This is a genomic window from Flavobacterium degerlachei, assembly GCF_900106645.1.
Classification (GTDB): domain Bacteria; phylum Bacteroidota; class Bacteroidia; order Flavobacteriales; family Flavobacteriaceae; genus Flavobacterium; species Flavobacterium degerlachei.
This window is the reverse complement of record NZ_FNMV01000006.1, coordinates 221,385-239,806: the sequence shown is the minus strand read 5'-3', so window position 1 is coordinate 239,806 and position 18,422 is coordinate 221,385. Positions and strand designations below refer to the sequence as shown.

Genomic DNA, 18,422 nt, shown 5'->3' with positions numbered 1-18,422 from the left:
TTAGAAAATCAGGAAGCACAAATTTTAAAAGCTCGAATGAATCCATTTATTATTGTTTTGCTCTGCAAATATCTATATTTTTATTAAATCCTCCCCAGGTTTTGTTCCTGATCCGAATTAGCATCAGTGAAATTTGATGTGATAGTGGCTGTATAGAGGAACAAAACCTAAGGGTAAATATTAGTTAGTCTAAAAAGAAATATTCTCTATCCGTCGATTGAATGGCAAAGACTGTTTTGTAATAAATTTTGGGATTGGCATTAGGTGAACTGAAAGGAAAAGGGAGTGTTTCTAGAAACTTTATAGGCTGTTCAGAAAGCTTTTATTATAGGATGGCTGAGCCTTCATGAAGGTCCTGTTTTAATGATCTATAGTTTGGGATTAAATTTACGTTGAATAATAAATGCAAAAACGCCTATTCGTAATTTGAATAGGCGTTTTGCGTAAGGGATAGTAGTGGTATCCTTTTGTGCTGTCCTAGCGCGAAGCATCGGGATCGGGGACAGCACATAAGATATAACGGATAGCCCGACCCGTAGGGATACGCCCAAATAATAAAGCTTATTTTGAAAGATTGATGGGAATATTGGAATTGCTAGGATTAGACGCTCAAATCGGCTTTAATGGGCTTGTGTTAAGTCAGTAATTAACTAAGTTATTATGGTAAATATTTGGTGTAATAGCAATCCGCATATATAAGCGCCATACGTTCCAACTGCATATCCCAAAACAGCCAAAAGAACTCCCACGGGTGCTAAAAACGGACTGAATGCTGCTGCAACAATTGGTGCTGAAGCGGCGCCTCCTATATTCGCTTGGCTACCTACTGCGACATAGAAGAACGGTGCTTTAATGATTTTGGCTACAATGATCATCACAATGATATGTGTGGTAATCCAAATGATACCAACCAAGAATAGTAAAGGATTGTCAAATATGGCTCCTAGATTCATATGTGTTCCTATTGTTGCTACTAATATGTATAAAAATACCGTTCCTACTTTTGAAGCACCGTAGCTTTCGATTTTTCTTGCTTTAGTAAATGATAAAGCGACACCTACTGTTGTAGTTATGATTACCAACCAGAAGAACTCATTAGTGAAAGAGTATTTTTCTAATTCAGGATAATTATTTTTGAAAAAGGGCGCAAGAATGTCAGCTAAAAAATGCCCTAGACCAGTAATTCCAAATGCAACCATTAATACAACCATAAGATTGTTAGTGGTAAGTGGTTGTCTTTTTCCAGCTTGTTCTTCTTCTAATTGATTCTCTAATGCTATAATTTGGCTATTATCAGCCTTTAACCATTTGTCGATTTTGACTTTCTTTTGCGCTCCGTAAAGTAGGAACCCCATCCATAAATTGGCCACGAGGACATCTACAGCAATCATTTGTGCAAACATAGTTTTACTGGCGCCAAAGACTTCCAGCATTGCCGTTTGATTTGCGCCTCCGCCAATCCAACTTCCAGCGATTGTTGATAAACCTTTCCAAACTTCTTCTCCATTAGATAATGCTACCTCAGGAAAAAAACTACCTACGATATAAAGCGCTAAAGGACCACCAATTATAATTCCGAATGTTCCTGCTAAAAACATAATTACCGCTTTACTACCTAATCTTTTTAGGGCTACAAAATTAATACTCAATGTAAGTAGCACTAAACTTGCAGGTAATAAATAACGAGAGGCAATGGTATATAGACTTGAAGTTTCGCCAGAAATAATATTAAAGGTGTTTAAAAGTGCTGGGATAAAATAACATAATAAAACCGAAGGAACGATACTGTAGAATTTTTTAAAGAAAGCTTTTTCACTTGATGAAGTGATGAATATCAAACCTAGTATTGTAATTAGTATTCCTAATACAACGGCATCGTTAGTTATTAAGGGGGTTGGTTGTTCTATCATAGTTGGTTTAAAATTTAAAATTAATGGAAAGATAAAAAAGTAGTTATAATTATCAAGGGTATTAAAGAATATTATTTAAGTATCATATTTTGTCTTTCTTTTCTAAGAGGTTCGCTTTGTCATTAGTTTCATTAAAAATTTGCATTAACTCATATACAGTGGGAATTTGAGTGTGAAAACGGGTCAGTATATCATCAGAAATATTTGCTCTACTAAAGGGAACCATTTTTACATATTCTTGAATTTCTCCGGCATTTCTTCCGTATTTATAGTCGTACGGGAATCGTCCTTCGTTATCAATTTTAGTATTGGTATTTTCTTTATTGGCTACACTGATGTAAAACTCCGTTTGCTTTATATTTCCATTTGGATTGAAAAGTGATTTCTGATTTAAGTAGTCATACAATTCTTTGGCCGTGTTAACTGCAGGGTCAACAAGTTGAATGTTTTCAACCATATATTTTCGATACAAATATTCACCGTCTTTGCCTTTATAATCGTACAGTTCATTCAATACCGCATTTATTTCATTGGTTAAATAAGGGTAATGTGTACATCCTAGAATGATTGATTTTAATTGATTCGTGGTTTTTGATTTTCTAATGTTTTCTAAAAGTGTTACCACATGGAAGCGAACATAGTTTTCAGAATCATTAATTTGTAAAATGGAACAGTCGTTGGCATTTTTAGTATCACAAAGCATTTTGCTATTATCAAAATCGAAATTGTAAATGTCAAATAAGGTTTTGTCGATTTTTAGATCACCATCTAAGCTGGGGCCTTTATAATCATGCCTTGGCTTTTTAAGGTTTTTATTAAAATAGTTTGCATCCTCATCAACAGCTTCAGCAATACCAACACCTCCTTGTGAAAACACTTCAATGTTTCCAGTATACCCTAATTGGTCTTTGAATTGTAAAATAGTGTTTTGATATCCCTTTGAAGATACCGTACCAGCAGTAGCTAAAACACCTATAATACCATTTTCCTCCTTAGTGATCGTTTCAAGTACGCCACGTACACCAGCATCAATAACACCGATGACTTTTATGTCTGAATTTGTCTTTTTAATGAATTCTTCAATATGCTCTTTTCCATAGGCCGTTGCTGTATTACAAGCAATCACGATGACTTTTACTGGTTTTTTATCGGTATTTACAGAACTATCATTATAATCAGAATAATATTTATTACTCATTAAAAACTGAGCATCTTTGATAATGTGTTCTTTTAGTAAATCTTCTTTATTTACTGCAGCGTAATTTCCATAAGGCATATTAGCCTGATCTGCTAAATAAATAAAATTTTCTGTATTAAAATCCAATATGCCATCGCTACCTGATTGGTGAGAGCTGTTTTGATTTTGATCATAATCTACAATCGCTTTTAAAACAGTTAAACCGCCAATCCCAGAGTCAAAAACTCCTATGGGAAGACTTGTGTCATTAGAAGGATAGGTAGGGAAGTCAATATGATAAAAACTCTCTTTGTCATTAAGAATAGTGTTAACAATATCCCCTTTAACCGGTACATTTTTAGATGTTCCTTGTAATGTTGAATTATGTCCACAGCTTGCAACTATGGAAAGTGCAAGGAAGGAAAGAATTAGCTTTGGTTTTTTCATAGTTTTTATTTTTTTAAAACTTTTCCGTTTAAAAGTTTTGTTGCTTTTCCTTTTTCGACTGCTATTTTTCCATTTATGATACTGTATTCTAAACCTTCTGCTAATTGAAAAGCATCTGAATAATCAGCTCTATCTTTAAATGTTTCTGGATTAAAAATAATAACATCGGCGAAATAGCCTTCTTTTAAGGCACCTCTATTTGGGATTTTTAGAATATCAGCTGTTTTGGAAGTGCTTCCATTTATAAATTGAGCTATTCCAATTACCTTTTGATCTTTTATGTATGTATTGTATTTTTTAGGAAATGTTCCATATTTTCTTGGGTGTCCAGATCCTCCATCTGACCCAGTAACCACCCAGTCTTGCTTCATAAAAGTCGCGATGTCTTTAGAATTCATATTAAATGACGCTACTTTTGGAGAAGATTTTCTGAGTATTTCATAAACGGCTTCTTCTGGAGAGACAGCAAAAATTTTAGAAATTTCTAATAGATTTTTTCCAACAATTGTAGTGTCTGAAGAAGCGACAATTAATAATTTATCTGGTCCACCTCTACGGCTAATATTCGTTTTTGTTTCGTCTAGAATACGTTGTTTTAATAATGGGTTAGCATAACGAATAAACACAGAGTCTATACCGCCGCTTTCTACCCATCTTGGTACTGTTGCCGCTTTCAAACTAGTTGCTGATGCGTCATAAGGATATTGATTTGCTGTAACGTCAATGCCCTGCTTTCGAGCAGCATTAATGATATTGACAATAGAATCGCTTTGATACCAGGCATCAAGTCCGAGGCATTTAATATGTGATATGTGAATAGGTAATTTTGCCTGTCGGCCCACTTCAATAGCTTCTTCAATAGATGGAATTAATCCAATTGAATAGGAACTTTCATCTCTTAAATGAGTGTCATAAATTCCATTATTTGCAGCAGCAGTTTTTGCTAGAGAAATAACTTCAGATGTGGTTGCGTAACTTCCAGGGGAATAAAAAAGTCCAGTAGATAAACCAAATGCACCTGAGTTCATTTCCTGTTGAACAAGTGCTTGCATTTTTATAATTTCTTCAGAACTCGCCTCTCTATCGCTATTGCCAATAACTTGGTCGCGAATCGTACCATGCCCCACTAATAGAACAGCATTAGTACCAATGCCATTTTGCTCATATAATTTGTTGTATTTGGAAACAGGATAAAAACTAGAACCGTCATTACCTACAACCACAGTGGTAACTCCTTGAAGTAAAAAAGGTTTATTTTGGGACGTTTCGAGATCATTTAAATCTCTATCGGCATGTGTATGCGGATCTATAAAACCGGGTGAAACGATTAATCCTCGTGCATCAATAATTTTGGAAGCAGTAATAGCGATTTTTTTTTCATCACCTACAAAAACAATTTGATCTCCTTTTATCGCAATGGATACTTGACTAGCTACAGTGTCAATTCCGTTATAGACAGTTCCGTTTTGAATAAGAATATCTACATTCATTTCACTTTTAAGCGGTTTGCAACCAAGAAAAATTAAGGTCGAAACTATAAATATCAGATTTATTTTTTTCATGGAATTCGGTTTTTAGTTGTGCTACAGCTTTTTTAAAAACAATTTGTAACGATTTCTATATTTTAGATTTAAGCATAGTAATCCTGATCAACAAGAAATTGATGGCAATTGAATAGTGTGCCATTCCTTTATGTTGGATATTATAACCGATAAAATTTTGGTAAGAAAAAGACCGTTCTATTCTTGAAGAGTTAGCTTCTTTTTTAAAAGATAAATTAGGATTTATTAGCGGTTTGAATGATTGAAATAAGCAAGTTGAGCATTTCAGTTTTATCTGATGCTCCAATCTTCTCATAGTCTTTTTGAAGTGCTTTCAAGTCGGTTACATCCCAATCGATGTTCTTATTGTCTTGGTACCACTGCGGAATCATTTTTAAAGTTAATTCACAAGCAGAATTTTTGAACAACTCGCTTGCTTTTACTTTTGGGAACACTAATGATTCTCCATTTAAATAACCATTGACAGCCTTTCTAATTTCTTTTAAATAAGCTGAATTGTGGGTGTTGTTCAAAATAATAACCAGATCTTTTGTTACTAATGAGCGACGAATATAAGTCAGGTTTCCAGCCCAACTTCCGGTATGATATACCGTTTTTCCTTTTACACTATCGTTGATAATATGCCATCCATAACCATAGTCAGAAGAATCTTTTGTGGGTGGATGTACAGTAAAAGCCAGCTCCTTTAAAGCTTTATTGAAAATAGAATCGTCATGAAGGAATTCATCCCATTTAATCAAATCATCAATATTCGATGAAAGACGTCCTGAGCCAAGACGACCGCTTAAGAAACGGTAATAGGCATTGTTAGCTAAGGTTTCTGGAATTACATTTTTGCATTCTGTTAAGCTGAACATATAACCAGGAGCATAATTCTTTTTCTCCCAAATGCTGTCTCTTCCAAGGAAGAAGCTACTGTTCATTTGCATCGGTTTAAAAACTTTTTTGGATAAATAGTGTTCTAAAGTAGTTCCGCTAGCAGCATTTACAATTTCGGCTAAGAGGATGTATCCCGTATTTGAATAATTGTATTTCTCGCCTGCAACAGTTAAAATTGCGGGTTTTTGAGTCTTGAAATACTGTAGAATATCTTTATTATAGGCAATTATAGTAGGATCCCAGTTTTTTCTAAAATACGGCTCATAATCTGGTAGTCCAGCAGTATGTGATAGCAATTGCGAAATAGTTATGTCTTTATAGGGAAAATCATCACCCAAATAAGTGGTCGCAAGATCGGTCACTTTTAGCTTGTTTTCCTGCTGTAGCAAAAGTATCGCTGCAGCGGTAAACTGTTTTGAAACCGAAGCAATCTCTTGTGAGGTTGTGGTTAAAAAAGGAGTTTGTTTTTCTAGATTCGCAATTCCGTATGCTTTTTTAAAGATTAATTTGCCTTTTCGTTTTACAGCGACTGCTCCGTTGAACATTTTTGCCTCATATAAGTTAGAGAAATAGCTATCCAAAGTATCATTTTGTACTTCAGTTGCCGTTTTTACGCTCGTCTTTTTTTGTGCCGTACAATTGCTAAGAGAAAAGGATAAAAATAAAATGAGTACCGATTGATATTTTTTATACATACGTTTCTATATTGTCCCAGTTGGGATTAATTAATCCAATTCCGTGATTATCATTTAGGTGAATGCAACCATTTATTAATTCGTGCCCTTGATAAGGATCATTGGTAACACCCAAATTTCCATCCAAGTCAATCCAATCTGCCATCGCTCCTAAATGCGCAGCGGCAGCAATAGCACAAGAAGTTTCAGACATACAACCCAGCATTATTTTTAGATTCAATGATTGGGCTAAATTAGCCATAGCAAAAGCTTCATGCAATCCAGTGGACTTCATTAATTTGATGTTGATTCCGTGGTAAAAATTACTGGCCATTTTCACATCCTCTAAACGTTGTATTCCTTCATCACCTATCAAAGGCAAAGTACTTCGAGATACGAGCCATTCCATGTCGGCAAAGGCTTTTTTAGGCATTGGCTGTTCGATAAAAACAACATTTTCCTCCTTTAACCAAGCAATTTTATCAAGTGCTTCTTCTTTGTTTGTCCAACCTTGATTGGCATCTATAAATAAGGGTTTGTCAGAGACATTTCGAACTGCTTTTATGATTTCAGCATCGTTATCGCCACCAAGTTTAATTTTTAGATAATGAAAATTAGCAGCCTCTTCAACTCTTTTTTCGATAATTTCAGCACTGTCTATACCAATAGTTTTACTGGTTTTGAGTTCTTTTTTTTCTAAATTGAAATACTGATACAACGGCACCTTCATCATTTTTCCTAAAAGATCATGTAGCGCAATATCAATTGCAGCTTTTGCAGCAGTGTTTCCTGGAGCATGCTTGTCTAAGTGCTTTATTATTGTTGCAAATTCTAAAGGCGATGTGAATTTAGTAAAGTCAAACGATTTTATAAAAGCTTGAGCCGTTTCAACTGTTTCTCCGTATAAGGGAGGCATTGAAGCCTCCCCATATCCTACAAAACTTTCGTATTTTAGCTTTACTAGAAGAACAGGAGTGTTAGTACGTGCTCCACCAGCAATTCTAAATACATGTTTTTTATTCAATAAATACGGTTTAATTTCTATAGAAATCATTTAGTATCCTGTGTTTTGAGGTTTGATATTCGGATTTGAATTTAATTCCTTCAAAGGTATCGGTAAGATAAATTTATCACTAGGATAGCTTACCGTGATGCTTTTTTCTGATTGAATAATTTTCACATCTTTTTTATTTCTGTTTAAATCAAATAAACGATGTCCTTCAAAAGCAAGTTCCTTTCTTCTTTCCTCAAGAATTCGGTTTAATAAAGCAGCTCCTGTTTCAGTTGCATTAGCAGCAGCAGGGTTTGCTCTTTTTAAAATGACATTTAAATCATTTTGTGCCAATGTGTTTTCACCTTCTTTGGCGTAAGCTTCAGCTCTAATTAAATACTGCTCCGCTAAACGTAAGATTTTAATATTGTCATCGCTCAATGTTCCTTTTGGAAATTTATTTACAAAAAGTGCCACTTTCTCTGCACTAGGTTTTGCTCCAGTTGTGATAGCTGTTCTTCTTGCATCTTGAGCATCATAAAGACCATAAAGCTCAGTAGGTACTAAAGCATCTGCGTATCCTGTAACATTAAAGAAGTGACCTAAACTATTACTTCCTTCATTATCTGCAATTGTATTTACAACTTCAAATAAGGTTTCGTTATTTAGTTCTGTACTCCATAGCGTAGCATAATCTTTATTAGCAATTAAACTATAACCTCCTGTTGCAATAACTTCAGAGCTGTATTTAATAGCATTGATTTTATCATCTTGGTACAATGCCACTCTTGCCAATAAACCTTTTGCCGCTCCAATAGAAAAGCTCCCTTTTCCTTTTTGAGTTTGCATTAAGCCTAAAGCAGTCGTTAGATCATTGGTAATTTGAGTATACACTTCTTTTACCGTATTTCTTTTTGGTGAAGTTTGTACAATATTAACTTCTGTGATTACGGGTACACCTATATGGCTTGCATCTGCAGTGAAATTATAAGGTTGTGCAAACATTCTAACAAGATCAAAATGTGCCAATGCTCTAAGCGTATATGCTTCTCCAATTAATTGATTGATAGAATTTTGTTGCGCAGCGGTTGTACCTTGCAATGTTTTTCCGCCTTCAATAGCACGAGTTGCATTAACGATTACCTGATATCCTTTTTCCCATAAACCCTCAGCTTCACCATTTCTTTCTGAAACTACGAAAGTTTCATATTCTAAATAACGACCAGTATTTCTTGAACTTAGGTAAAGATTATCAGCCATTAATTCAGGAATAATGTACATGGTTCTACCATAGTAATCATTGCTTTGTAATTTGCTATACGCACCATTTAGCGCAGTTTGTAAAGTGACAATATCCACAACGGCGCTTTCAGCAGCGACACTTTGTTCTGGATTGATGTCTAAAAAAGATTCGCTGCATGAGGCTGTAAGCATCGTGACAGCTAGAATTGCTATATATTTATATTTTAAGATCATTTGTTTTTGTTTTTAGAATGAAAAATCAACTCCCATTAAAAATTGTTTCGAAATTGGGATTCTTAAGTTAGCGGATCCGTTGATTCCAACTTCTGGATCCATTTCTAGTCCTTTGTCTTTTACCCAAGTCAATACATTAGTCCCTTTTACATAAAACCTTGCATTGCTAATTTTTAACTTGTCAGTTAAAGTACTTGGCAAATGGTATGCTAAAGTGATGTCTCTAAGTCTAATATAAGTTCCGTCATATAAGAAACGAGTAGAGTGTTGATTAGCCAATCCTGATTGTGTATTACCCCAAACTACTTTTGGAACATTTGTAATATCACCTGGTTGTTGCCATCTGTTTTCATAGATTTTACGCGTTAGGTTTCCTCTATCATTTAATTTAGCACTACCATCACTTGCTACATATCTACCCCAAGTATCATATACTTTATTTCCATCATTCATGAAAAGCATAAACGAAAGACTTACATTTTTGTAACTGAAAGTATTGGTGAAACCAGAATAGAATTTAGGCAAAGCACTTCCTTGTTTGTAAGGGTCTGCTTTACTGTAATCGCTAGTCGTTGCTGTTTTTGTTCCGTCAGTATACCAAAGTGCATTTCCGTTTTGAGAATCAACACCTGCGTATCCTGGCATGTAAAACCTATAGAAATCGTTCCCTACTTCTCTGATATAATTGTCTTCAATAATAGGTTCGTCGTTCTGTAATTTTATTATTTCATTAGAGTTTGTGGTAATATTGAAATCTGATTTCCATGAAAAACCATCAGGATTATCAAATATAGCAGCAGATAAAGCAAATTCGATTCCGCTGTTTTTCATTTCACCTACATTGTCTAAATAACTCGTGATTCCGTTGGTAGCTGAAATTGGTACTTGGAATAATAAGTCTGTTGTTGTTCTAGTATAATATTCAAAAGTTCCAGATAATCTATTGAATAATCCAAAATCCAAACCAATATTAAAAGGCTTGTTTTTTTCCCATGTTAACGATGGATTTGATTGTTGACTATAAGAATATCCAGGGCTACTATTGTAGTCATCTCCTGTGCTATACAATCCTCTTGAAGCAAAATCACCAATTTCTTGGTTACCATTAATACCGTAACTAGATCTTAGTTTTAATTTATTTACGAAAGTTACATTTTCCATAAATGATTCTTTCTCAATATTCCAACCTGCTCCTACAGAACCAAAATTAGCATATCGTACATCAGAACCAAATCTTGAAGAACCGTCTCTTCTTCCAGTTACATTCAAGAAATATTTATTATTTAAAGCATAGTTTACATTAAAAAATAAAGAAGCAAGTGATGAAGAGGTTTTAGAACTTGATGCATCTCGATATACCGAAGCATTATCAAGAGAAGTTAATCCTGGCGCACCATAATTACTTGCATAAGCAAAAACAGAACTACTAGTGATTTTTTGCGCCTCTTGACCAAATAAAAATTTAAGGTTATTTGAATCATTCAAGTCAAGGCTGTATTTTAATAAGTTGGTTACATTCCAGTTTAGTACAATATTGTCCGAAACTCTACCGCGTCCACCATCGTTTCTACCTTCTCCAAAATAAGGATTGTCATACTGAAATTCGTCAGCTAAATTGAAATCAACATTACCTTTTGTTTCAAAAGTTAAATTCTTGTTGAAGTCATAGTTCAATCCTAGATTCCCTAAGATTCCGTATAATTTAGATTTTCTAATGTTTTCCTCTACGATTCCTACTGGATTGTAAGTCAAGAGAATGCTAGTGTTGTATGATCCGTCAGCATTATAAACAGGTTGCCAAGGCACCTCTCTAGCCATTGCTCTAACAGGGTTGTTCGCATTACCTGCTTCATCGATTGTATTTAGAATTTGATTGCTTGCTGCAACTCCAAAATTCATAGATAATTTATCAGTTGCCTTATGGTTTACATTAACCTTAGCATTAAATTTTTTGTAGTCAACACCTATAATTACAGCTTGTTGTTCATAAATTCCTAGAGAAGAATAGAAAGTAGTTTTGTCGCTACCACCGCTTGCGCTAAAACCATATTGTCTGTATTCTCCAGTTCTACCTATTACATCTTGCCAGTCTGTATTTACATTTTCGTCAACGTTGTCATAAATGTATTTTTGAGCAACTTCTGGGCTTTCGCCAATGTTTATGCGACTTTCGATTAGTAATTCTAAACTCTCAGGAGTAGTTAATAATTTATTTCTATCTGGAATAATCATATCACTGATTCCGTACTGACTGCTAAAATCAAATTTAGTTTTTCCGGATTTTCCTCTTTTGGTAGTAATAAGAACGACTCCATTTGCTCCTCTAGAACCATAAATAGAAGTTGCCGAAGCATCTTTTAAAACAGTAATTGTTTCAATATCTTTTGGATTGATTCCGGCAATTGTATTAGAGCTGGTTGCAATAGTAGATATGTTTCCTGAAACTACAGGAATTCCATCAACAACATACAAAGGATCAGAATTAGCATTTATAGAACCCACACCTCTAATGCGAATACTTTGTGCATAACCCGGTTGACCACTAGTAGAAGACATTTGTACCCCAGCTACATTTCCCTGTAAGCTTTCTTGGAAAGAAGCAGCGGGAGTTTCTTTCACTTTAGAAACATCAACATTTACGGCAGCTCCAGTAAATGAACTTTTGCTTTGCTTGTCATACGCGACAACGATTACTTCATTTAATGCGCTAATATCAGGAACCATAGTTACCTTAAAATTAGTGGCTTGCTTAGTTACTTTTCTAGTTTCTGTTTTTAGACCCATATAGCTAATTTCTACGATATCATCATAGTTAGCTTTCAAAGTAAAATGTCCATCAAGATCAGTAAGTGTTCCTACTGTCGTGTTTTTGATGCTCACATTGATACCCACAAGAGGAATACCAGCTTCATCAACAACAGTCCCTTTTATTTCAATTTTTTCTTGCTGAAAAGAATTGTTTTCAGAGAATGTTTCTTCAGTTTTTACTTCGGTTTTTAGTAATGGTGAAGTAGAACCTTTATAAAGAATGACTTTATTGTTCAGAATCTCATAAGATATTCCTGTACCTTTTAAGGCCTTATCAAGTATGTGATTAATTTTATCAGATGATGCGTTGACACTGATAACCGTATTTTCATCTACTAAGTTATTATTGTAGAAAAAAGTATACTCGGACTGATCTTCAATCTTAGAAATGACTTCTTTTAGAGCCACTTTTTTATATTCAATAGCTATTTTCTGGCCATAAGTAGGCAAACTACTTGCGGAGATTTTGACAATAGTAAGTGCAAGTAGTATCGAATATATTTTCATTATTCTAATAAATTTATCTATAGAAGAGGGTCTTCTTCTTGTAGAATTCTTTTTAATTCGGTTTTTTTTCATAATTTTAACTTGGTTTTTTGTTAGTACTTGTTTAGAAACGGTAATCAGCTATAAAGCCTTTATAAATAAAGGGAGTGTTGACGCACTCTCTTTTTTTTATTTTGAATTAATCAAAAGCGTATTGGTGGTATTATTGAAACTGCAATTTAGATTTGATGAAACTTTCAATATTTTTATAATGTCCTCAATGGTATTATTTCTGTCAATTTCCCCTGAAAAAGCGTAGTCTTTAAAACTATTTGAAGCAATAATTACTTTCACCCCATACCAGCGTTCGATATTCAAGGCAAACTCAGCTAGAGGAGTTTTGTCAAAAATCAATTTACCTGATTTCCATGATGTGATGTTTTCAGTGCTAACTTCAGCTACTGAAAGTTGTTTCTCCTTTTTAGAAAAAGTAGCTTTCTGTTTTGGCCTTAATGTCAATAGAGGAGTAATCTCTTTTTGATCATACAGCTCCACTTTTCCAGTAACAAGTGTTGTCTCTACGTTCTTTTCAGAAGAATACGATTTGACATTAAAGGTTGTTCCCAGCACTTTTACTTTAATTCCAGAAGCTGTTTCTACTATAAAAGGTTTGTTTTTGTTTTTTACAACATCAAAAAAAGCTTCGCCATAAAGGCTAATTCTTCTTTCAGTATTGTTGTATTTATCGCTGACAACGATTTTACTTTCGGCGTTAAGCCAAACGATAGTTCCGTCAGCAAGTGTGATTTGTTTTTGTTCTTTTGCAGAAGCTGCATAGGACGTAAATTGTGTAGGGTTTGAATTGTCTAAACTATCGGAGTAAAAGAAATAAGTAGTTAGTAACAATGGAATCATAATTACCGATGCTATTCTTAAGAATAAACGACGGTTGTTTTTTGACTTTTTATTTAAAAAAGCATCAAATTGTTTTTCTGGATTTATATTTTCAAGATTGTCATCTATAGTAGCGAGAAGGTGTTCCGCTTTTATTTTGCTAAAAAAAGCTTGGTTTTCTGATGAAGCATTGATCCAAGAAATTACTTCTTGGTCAAATTCAGAATTCCCTTTTTTAGTTATAAATTGTATTAAATCAGATTCTTTCATGTGGGCATTTTATATTAAAACGATTTAATAATAAAATACCCCTACGTCAATCTTAATTTTTTTTGAAAAAAAGTTTTTATAGAAAAAGTGCAGTGTATTCCTTAAGTTCCATTCGTAAGAATTTAAGGGCTTTTGTAAGTTGGTTTTCAACTGTTTTGGTTGAAATATTAAGTTCTTCGGCAATCTCTTTGTGTTTTAATCCTTGAAATCTACTTTTTATAAAGATTCGTTTGCAAGCCTCTGGAAGCTTATCAACTGATTTATTGATTTTTTCAAGTAGTTCATTTTCAATATACAGTGTGCTTTCCTCATCTAATAAAGCGATGTGATTGATGCTTTTTCTTTCAGAGTCACAAAAATCTTTGTAATTAGCACGAACTTTTTGATGCTTGAAGTAATCTAAACAAGCATTTTTAACCATTTTGAATAAATAGGAATGCAAGTTTAAGTCGAGTTCTAGTTTCGCTCTTTTCTTCCAAAGTTTGAAATATATGTTTTGAACTATTTCTTTAGCCTCCTCTTCATCTTCAATATAACTATTGGCAAAATGAAATAATTTTTGGAAATACAATTGGTACAGCGTTTCAAAGGCGGCGTTTTCGCCTTCCTTCAATTGATGAATAAAAAAAGAGGTATTTATAGTGTCTTTATTCAACGAGCTATTTTTTATGAGGATTTAATGGTATTCTTTGCGAATATCACAAAAAAAAGTTAAAGACCAAAATTTTTTATCGATTTTAAATTTTGATTTTAAAATAGTTAAGATGGCCAAATTTGATTAAAATAAAGGGCGATAATTGTAAAAGCTAATGTACTTCAGTTAAAACAAAGCTTCCTTGTATTGCCATACTAGGCTAATAAATAATCCCAAAAAAAGTAGGCAAACTAAAAATTGTATAAACGTAGAGGCTAAAAATCCTATAAAAGATCCGGAAGCTGCTTTTAATGCCCGACCATGATTTTTAGAACCAAAAAAGAGTTCTCCTAAAAAAGCACCTAGAAAAGGACCTATTAAAAAGCCAAAAGGAATAGGGGAAAGAATACCAATGATTAAACCAATGTTGGTTCCCCAGATTCCGTATTTAGTTCCTCCAAAATGCTTTGTTCCACGTGCAGGTATTGTATAATCAAGAACAGAAATTACAACTGTGATTAATAATGTAATCCCTAAAATCCAATAATTTGCAGGAACTGCTGTTGTAAAATAAAGCAAAACTATTCCTAGCCAACTTATTCCTAGGCCTGGTAAAACAGGTAAAAAACAGCCTAGAATACCTATAAGCATACAAATGAAACCAATGATTAAAAGTAATGCGTCCATAAATTTATTTTCAGTAATTTTGAAAAATATAAAAGTACCATTATTCATCAAGGTGAATAGTGAAAAAAGGCAGCTTTTTTTTGAAAGCTACTAATATTAGGAACTTTCGAAAGAATGTCAAAAATAATAATTGTATTTTTATACACTATACGTCCAATTCAAAAAACAGACATTGAAGCAATATTACTTTTTTTTAGTATTCTTACTTTTTAATTCCTGCCAATACTTCGAAAAGCAAGTCCCTTCACAAAAGGAATTGTTACAAAAGGAGTTGAAAGCAATCAATTGGAAGGAAGTTGACGAATACCCATCTTTTGTGGATTGCGATAAAGTGGAAGACAAAACAGCGCGTCAGCACTGCTTTTTTCAGTATTTAACTGAACTAATACAAGATAAATTGAGCAGTGATACACTTTCGGTACTCTATCCCGAATTAGATACTATCGAAGTGAAAGTTACCGTTTATCCAAATGCGAAGATGAAATTTGAACCTCAATTTCCAAAGGATTCAGTCGCTTATGATACTATTAAAATTGACAGTATTTTGACCGCAAGGTTGGTTAATTTTCCAAAGGTGAATCCTGCAATTAAAAGAGGAATTCCGGTAAAAACACAATTTATACTTCCTGTAATCCTTAAAGTTGAGTAAATAATGCCATTTACTTTTTCACATCCCGCGATTCTATTACCATTTTTAAAAAACAAGAAATTGTCAGCTACCGCTTTGATAGTGGGTTCGATGTCTCCTGACTTTGAGTATTTTTTTCGAATGAGAATGCAGAGTGAAATTAGCCATACCTTTATGGGAATATTTCTAATTGATTTTCCATTAGGCTTTATAGTGATGTTCGCTTTTCATGAAATTATAAAAAAGCCTTTGATAGAAAATGCGCCACTTTTTTTTCAAAAAAGATTGTGGGTTTTAAAAAAATCAAATTGGATTGATTACTTCAAAAATAATTTGATCCTAGTTTTAGTTTCCTTTTTTTTAGGGGCTGTTTCTCATATTTTATGGGACTCCATGACACATTGGGACGGCTATTTAGTGCAGCGAATTTCCTTTTTTAATGTCGAATTTCTTTCAATTCCAGTTTATAAAATAGCACAACATTTAAGTTCGATAGTTGGATTAATATACATTTCATGGTATATCTATACTCTTCATGCTGACAGTAAAGAGCTGAGATTAATTAATTTTAATTATTGGTATTTGACTTTTCTCTTTGCGGTTTTTGCGATCGCTTTGCGGTTCTATTTTGGAACGGAACTTAATAAGATAGGCAACGCGATAGTTAGTGTTATTTCGCCAATGATTTTCTCTTTGACATTGGTGGGGTTCTTTTTTAGGTCTAATAAAACTATTTAGAAAACTGCCGTCCTTTCCATTCGTATTTACCAAACAAAGAATAGAAAGCTACGCAAACGCTGAAAAAAGGATAGAGTAGGCTTCCTAAAATGAGGTGGTGGCTTTTTTGTCCAAGAAAAGTATTGGTTTTAAATATCAAAACAGCATCGACTGCAAATTTGAGCAGGGATAAAATGATTACAAATTCAATTGGTATCAGCCCAAATATCCAGAACCCGACAGCCAATATCCAGCATAAGTTTCCCATTAAAACAACAACGCCCAAAAATTTCCCAAAACTACTTTGATAAGAAGTCGTTTTGGAAGCCCAACGCACCCTTTGATAAAACAATGATTTCCAGTCATTCAGTGGTTTGGTAGTAACGATGTTGTTTTTAGATTTTAAATAGTGGACTTGCTCAGGGAATTTTGCAATAGCTTTCTGCAATAAAAAGACATCATCACCGCTGGCAATTTTATCGTTGCCGTTAAAGCCGTTCAGCTGTTGAAAAATGGTTTTGGTATAGGCCAAGTTGGCGCCATTGCATATAAATCCTTTTTCTATTCCAAAACTACCGATGGTTGCCCCTTGCAGGCTCGCCAAGTCCAGTTGCTGGAATTGATGTAGGAACGAATTACTGCAATCATAGGATACCGCTCCAGCAATCATCGTAACTTCATGACTCTGGATGTAATTATCCAATGTCAATAACCAATTGGCATTGACCACGCAATCTGCGTCTGTGGTGATAATCCAATCCGTATTTACAACGTTCATAGCGGATACAATCGCATCTTTTTTTGGTGAGTTTGAAACCCGAATATTATTTAGGACCGAAACTTTAAACTTTAAACTTTGAACTTTAAATTTTGTTTCGGATTCATCATCAACCAGAATCACTTCAAATAAGTCTGTAGGGTAATTTAGTTTCGAGAAACTATCCAATAAAACAGCTAGGTTTTCGGCTTCGTTTCTGAAAGGGACGATAATTGTAAATTTGGTTTTAGGTTCCAAATCGATTGTGTCAAAAGTTGTGATTTTTGTAAACCCATAGATTAAACCTGCAATAGCTATGACGTAAATGAATAGAGTTAAAAATAAAATAATTGTAATCATAATTATTTTATTAGTTTATGCCTCCCTCTCTTTTGGAGAGGGCTGGGTAGAGGATTTAAAAATCAGCACATAATAACTTCCTATAACTACGGGTAGCACAACATTTAAAAACCACATTAGTGTTGATACAAAAATGACAATCCATTCGTTTACGCCCAAAATGCCAAAGAAAAATATAGCGACACTACCTTTTACAGCAAAGTCCAAAAACTGAAAAGTGGGCAATGATGATGCCAAAAAGTAAACACTAGTCACGGCTGACATCAGTGTTAAGTAAGGCAAATCGACATCAAAAGCGAGAAATAAAAAATAATATTGATGCGAAAAAACGATATAACGACAAATTCCTAAAAGGATGTTTTTTTGATGAATACGTTTAGGGACTTCATTAATTTTGTGAATCAATTTTTCGATTGAATATCCTTTGATTGCAATTTTCTTTAACGAAAACAAGATAACGAAAGTCAAGATTAGTACTCCAAAAAGGATAACGACCGTTTTGGTGGTGATGACATCGTATTTAGCATTAAAATACAGCAAGCCAAATATTCCAATGATTACTGTTAGTACCATTTGGATTCCGTTGCAAATCAGGTTTAGGAAAACAACCTGTTTGGTTTCGTTCTTTTCATAATACAATGCTTTTCCGGCATATTCGCCTACACCGTTTGGAGTAAAAATCCCTGCGGTAAGTGCGGCCAAAACTTGTTTTGTGGCTTCAGATACAGAAATAGGTTTGATGTAGGAAGCTAAATTCTGCCATTTTAAAATTTCAAAATAGCGATTCAAAACACTCAGCAGTAAAATAAAACTTATTCCTAAAACCGACTGGTTTTTTTTAAATTTGGCCGTAAACTGAACCCAATCTAGCTTGTCATTATTTGCCAGCTGATTGTAAATAAAATAAAATGCGCCAGCGACAATCAAAACTTTGATTAGAAGTACGAGGAATTGTTTAGTTTTGTGAGGAATCGAAATCATGAGTGCAAAGAAAGGGAAAAGTATTGTGAAAATGCTATTTCACAAAGATTCACAGAGAAATTAGTAAGCAGCGCAAAGTTTATT

Annotated in this window: 14 protein-coding genes; 2 read left to right on the top strand and 12 right to left on the bottom strand. The window is 34.0% G+C overall.

Annotated elements, in window-relative coordinates:
* Window positions 1-650: 650 nt before the first annotated feature.
* From BLV91_RS08165 to BLV91_RS08120, 10 genes are all read right to left on the bottom strand, one after another.
* Entirely contained in the window at window positions 651-1,910 is a 1,260-nt protein-coding gene (locus BLV91_RS08165) for a DUF819 family protein (RefSeq protein WP_175513976.1), read from the bottom strand.
* Between the two features lie 82 nt (window positions 1,911-1,992).
* On the bottom strand, window positions 1,993-3,534 hold the full coding sequence (locus BLV91_RS08160) for a glutamate racemase (protein ID WP_091431655.1): 1,542 nt from the start codon (window positions 3,532-3,534) through the stop codon (window positions 1,993-1,995).
* 5 nt (window positions 3,535-3,539) lie between these two features.
* Window positions 3,540-5,096 carry an N-acyl-D-amino-acid deacylase family protein gene (locus BLV91_RS08155; protein WP_091431653.1) on the bottom strand — a complete coding sequence of 519 codons (1,557 nt, stop codon included), beginning with the start codon at window positions 5,094-5,096 and terminating at the stop codon, window positions 3,540-3,542.
* Window positions 5,097-5,311: 215 nt separating this feature from the next.
* Window positions 5,312-6,670, bottom strand: a complete 1,359-nt coding sequence (locus BLV91_RS08150; RefSeq protein ID WP_091431651.1) for a serine hydrolase domain-containing protein — start codon at window positions 6,668-6,670, stop codon at window positions 5,312-5,314.
* Window positions 6,663-7,703 (bottom strand): dipeptide epimerase, encoded by a 1,041-nt coding sequence (locus BLV91_RS08145; protein ID WP_091431648.1) that lies wholly within the window; start codon window positions 7,701-7,703, stop codon window positions 6,663-6,665. Before BLV91_RS08145 ends, BLV91_RS08150 begins: the two co-directional genes overlap by 8 nt.
* Window positions 7,704-9,116, bottom strand: a complete 1,413-nt coding sequence (locus tag BLV91_RS08140; RefSeq protein WP_091431646.1) for a RagB/SusD family nutrient uptake outer membrane protein — start codon at window positions 9,114-9,116, stop codon at window positions 7,704-7,706. It lies immediately after the preceding gene.
* 12 nt (window positions 9,117-9,128) lie between these two features.
* A complete protein-coding gene (locus tag BLV91_RS08135) occupies window positions 9,129-12,503 on the bottom strand; it encodes a TonB-dependent receptor (RefSeq protein WP_217636961.1) in 3,375 nt (1,124 codons plus the stop codon).
* A gap of 96 nt (window positions 12,504-12,599) precedes the next feature.
* Entirely contained in the window at window positions 12,600-13,574 is a 975-nt protein-coding gene (locus BLV91_RS08130; RefSeq protein WP_091431644.1) for a FecR family protein, read from the bottom strand.
* 76 nt (window positions 13,575-13,650) lie between these two features.
* Window positions 13,651-14,229, bottom strand: a complete 579-nt coding sequence (locus BLV91_RS08125; RefSeq protein ID WP_175513975.1) for an RNA polymerase sigma-70 factor — start codon at window positions 14,227-14,229, stop codon at window positions 13,651-13,653.
* 165 nt (window positions 14,230-14,394) lie between these two features.
* On the bottom strand, window positions 14,395-14,895 hold the full coding sequence (locus BLV91_RS08120) for a DUF456 domain-containing protein (RefSeq protein WP_091431671.1): 501 nt from the start codon (window positions 14,893-14,895) through the stop codon (window positions 14,395-14,397).
* 172 nt (window positions 14,896-15,067) lie between these two features.
* Here BLV91_RS08120 and BLV91_RS08115 point away from each other — a divergent pair, with 172 nt between their 5' ends.
* Window positions 15,068-15,544, top strand: coding sequence for a hypothetical protein (locus BLV91_RS08115; protein ID WP_091431640.1), 477 nt, complete (start codon window positions 15,068-15,070; stop codon window positions 15,542-15,544).
* Window positions 15,545-15,547: 3 nt separating this feature from the next.
* Window positions 15,548-16,261, top strand: coding sequence for a DUF4184 family protein (locus tag BLV91_RS08110; protein ID WP_091431638.1), 714 nt, complete (start codon window positions 15,548-15,550; stop codon window positions 16,259-16,261).
* On the opposite strand, the gene BLV91_RS08105 is transcribed toward BLV91_RS08110, so the two are convergent.
* Together BLV91_RS08105 and BLV91_RS08100 are read right to left on the bottom strand one after the other, a co-directional pair.
* On the bottom strand, window positions 16,254-17,357 hold the full coding sequence (locus BLV91_RS08105) for a glycosyltransferase family 2 protein (protein WP_175513974.1): 1,104 nt from the start codon (window positions 17,355-17,357) through the stop codon (window positions 16,254-16,256). The two genes, BLV91_RS08110 and BLV91_RS08105, sit on opposite strands and share 8 nt — an antisense overlap.
* Before the next feature lie 15 nt (window positions 17,358-17,372).
* Entirely contained in the window at window positions 17,373-18,338 is a 966-nt protein-coding gene (locus tag BLV91_RS08100) for a lysylphosphatidylglycerol synthase transmembrane domain-containing protein (protein WP_091431634.1), read from the bottom strand.
* Between the last annotated feature and the right edge of the window lie 84 nt (window positions 18,339-18,422).

Excerpts from the sequence above, each read along its gene's own strand:
- BLV91_RS08165 (WP_175513976.1), bottom strand. The coding sequence starts at position 1,910 with ATGATAGAACAACCAACCCCCTTAATAACTAACGATGCCGTTGTATTA.
- BLV91_RS08160 (WP_091431655.1), bottom strand. The coding sequence starts at position 3,534 with ATGAAAAAACCAAAGCTAATTCTTTCCTTCCTTGCACTTTCCATAGTT.
- BLV91_RS08155 (WP_091431653.1), bottom strand. The coding sequence starts at position 5,096 with ATGAAAAAAATAAATCTGATATTTATAGTTTCGACCTTAATTTTTCTT.
- BLV91_RS08150 (WP_091431651.1), bottom strand. The coding sequence starts at position 6,670 with ATGTATAAAAAATATCAATCGGTACTCATTTTATTTTTATCCTTTTCT.
- BLV91_RS08145 (WP_091431648.1), bottom strand. The coding sequence starts at position 7,703 with ATGATTTCTATAGAAATTAAACCGTATTTATTGAATAAAAAACATGTA.
- BLV91_RS08140 (WP_091431646.1), bottom strand. The coding sequence starts at position 9,116 with ATGATCTTAAAATATAAATATATAGCAATTCTAGCTGTCACGATGCTT.
- BLV91_RS08135 (WP_217636961.1), bottom strand. The coding sequence starts at position 12,503 with ATGAAAAAAAACCGAATTAAAAAGAATTCTACAAGAAGAAGACCCTCT.
- BLV91_RS08130 (WP_091431644.1), bottom strand. The coding sequence starts at position 13,574 with ATGAAAGAATCTGATTTAATACAATTTATAACTAAAAAAGGGAATTCT.
- BLV91_RS08120 (WP_091431671.1), bottom strand. The coding sequence starts at position 14,895 with ATGGACGCATTACTTTTAATCATTGGTTTCATTTGTATGCTTATAGGT.
- BLV91_RS08110 (WP_091431638.1), top strand. The coding sequence starts at position 15,548 with ATGCCATTTACTTTTTCACATCCCGCGATTCTATTACCATTTTTAAAA.
- BLV91_RS08105 (WP_175513974.1), bottom strand. The coding sequence starts at position 17,357 with ATGATTACAATTATTTTATTTTTAACTCTATTCATTTACGTCATAGCT.
- BLV91_RS08100 (WP_091431634.1), bottom strand. The coding sequence starts at position 18,338 with ATGATTTCGATTCCTCACAAAACTAAACAATTCCTCGTACTTCTAATC.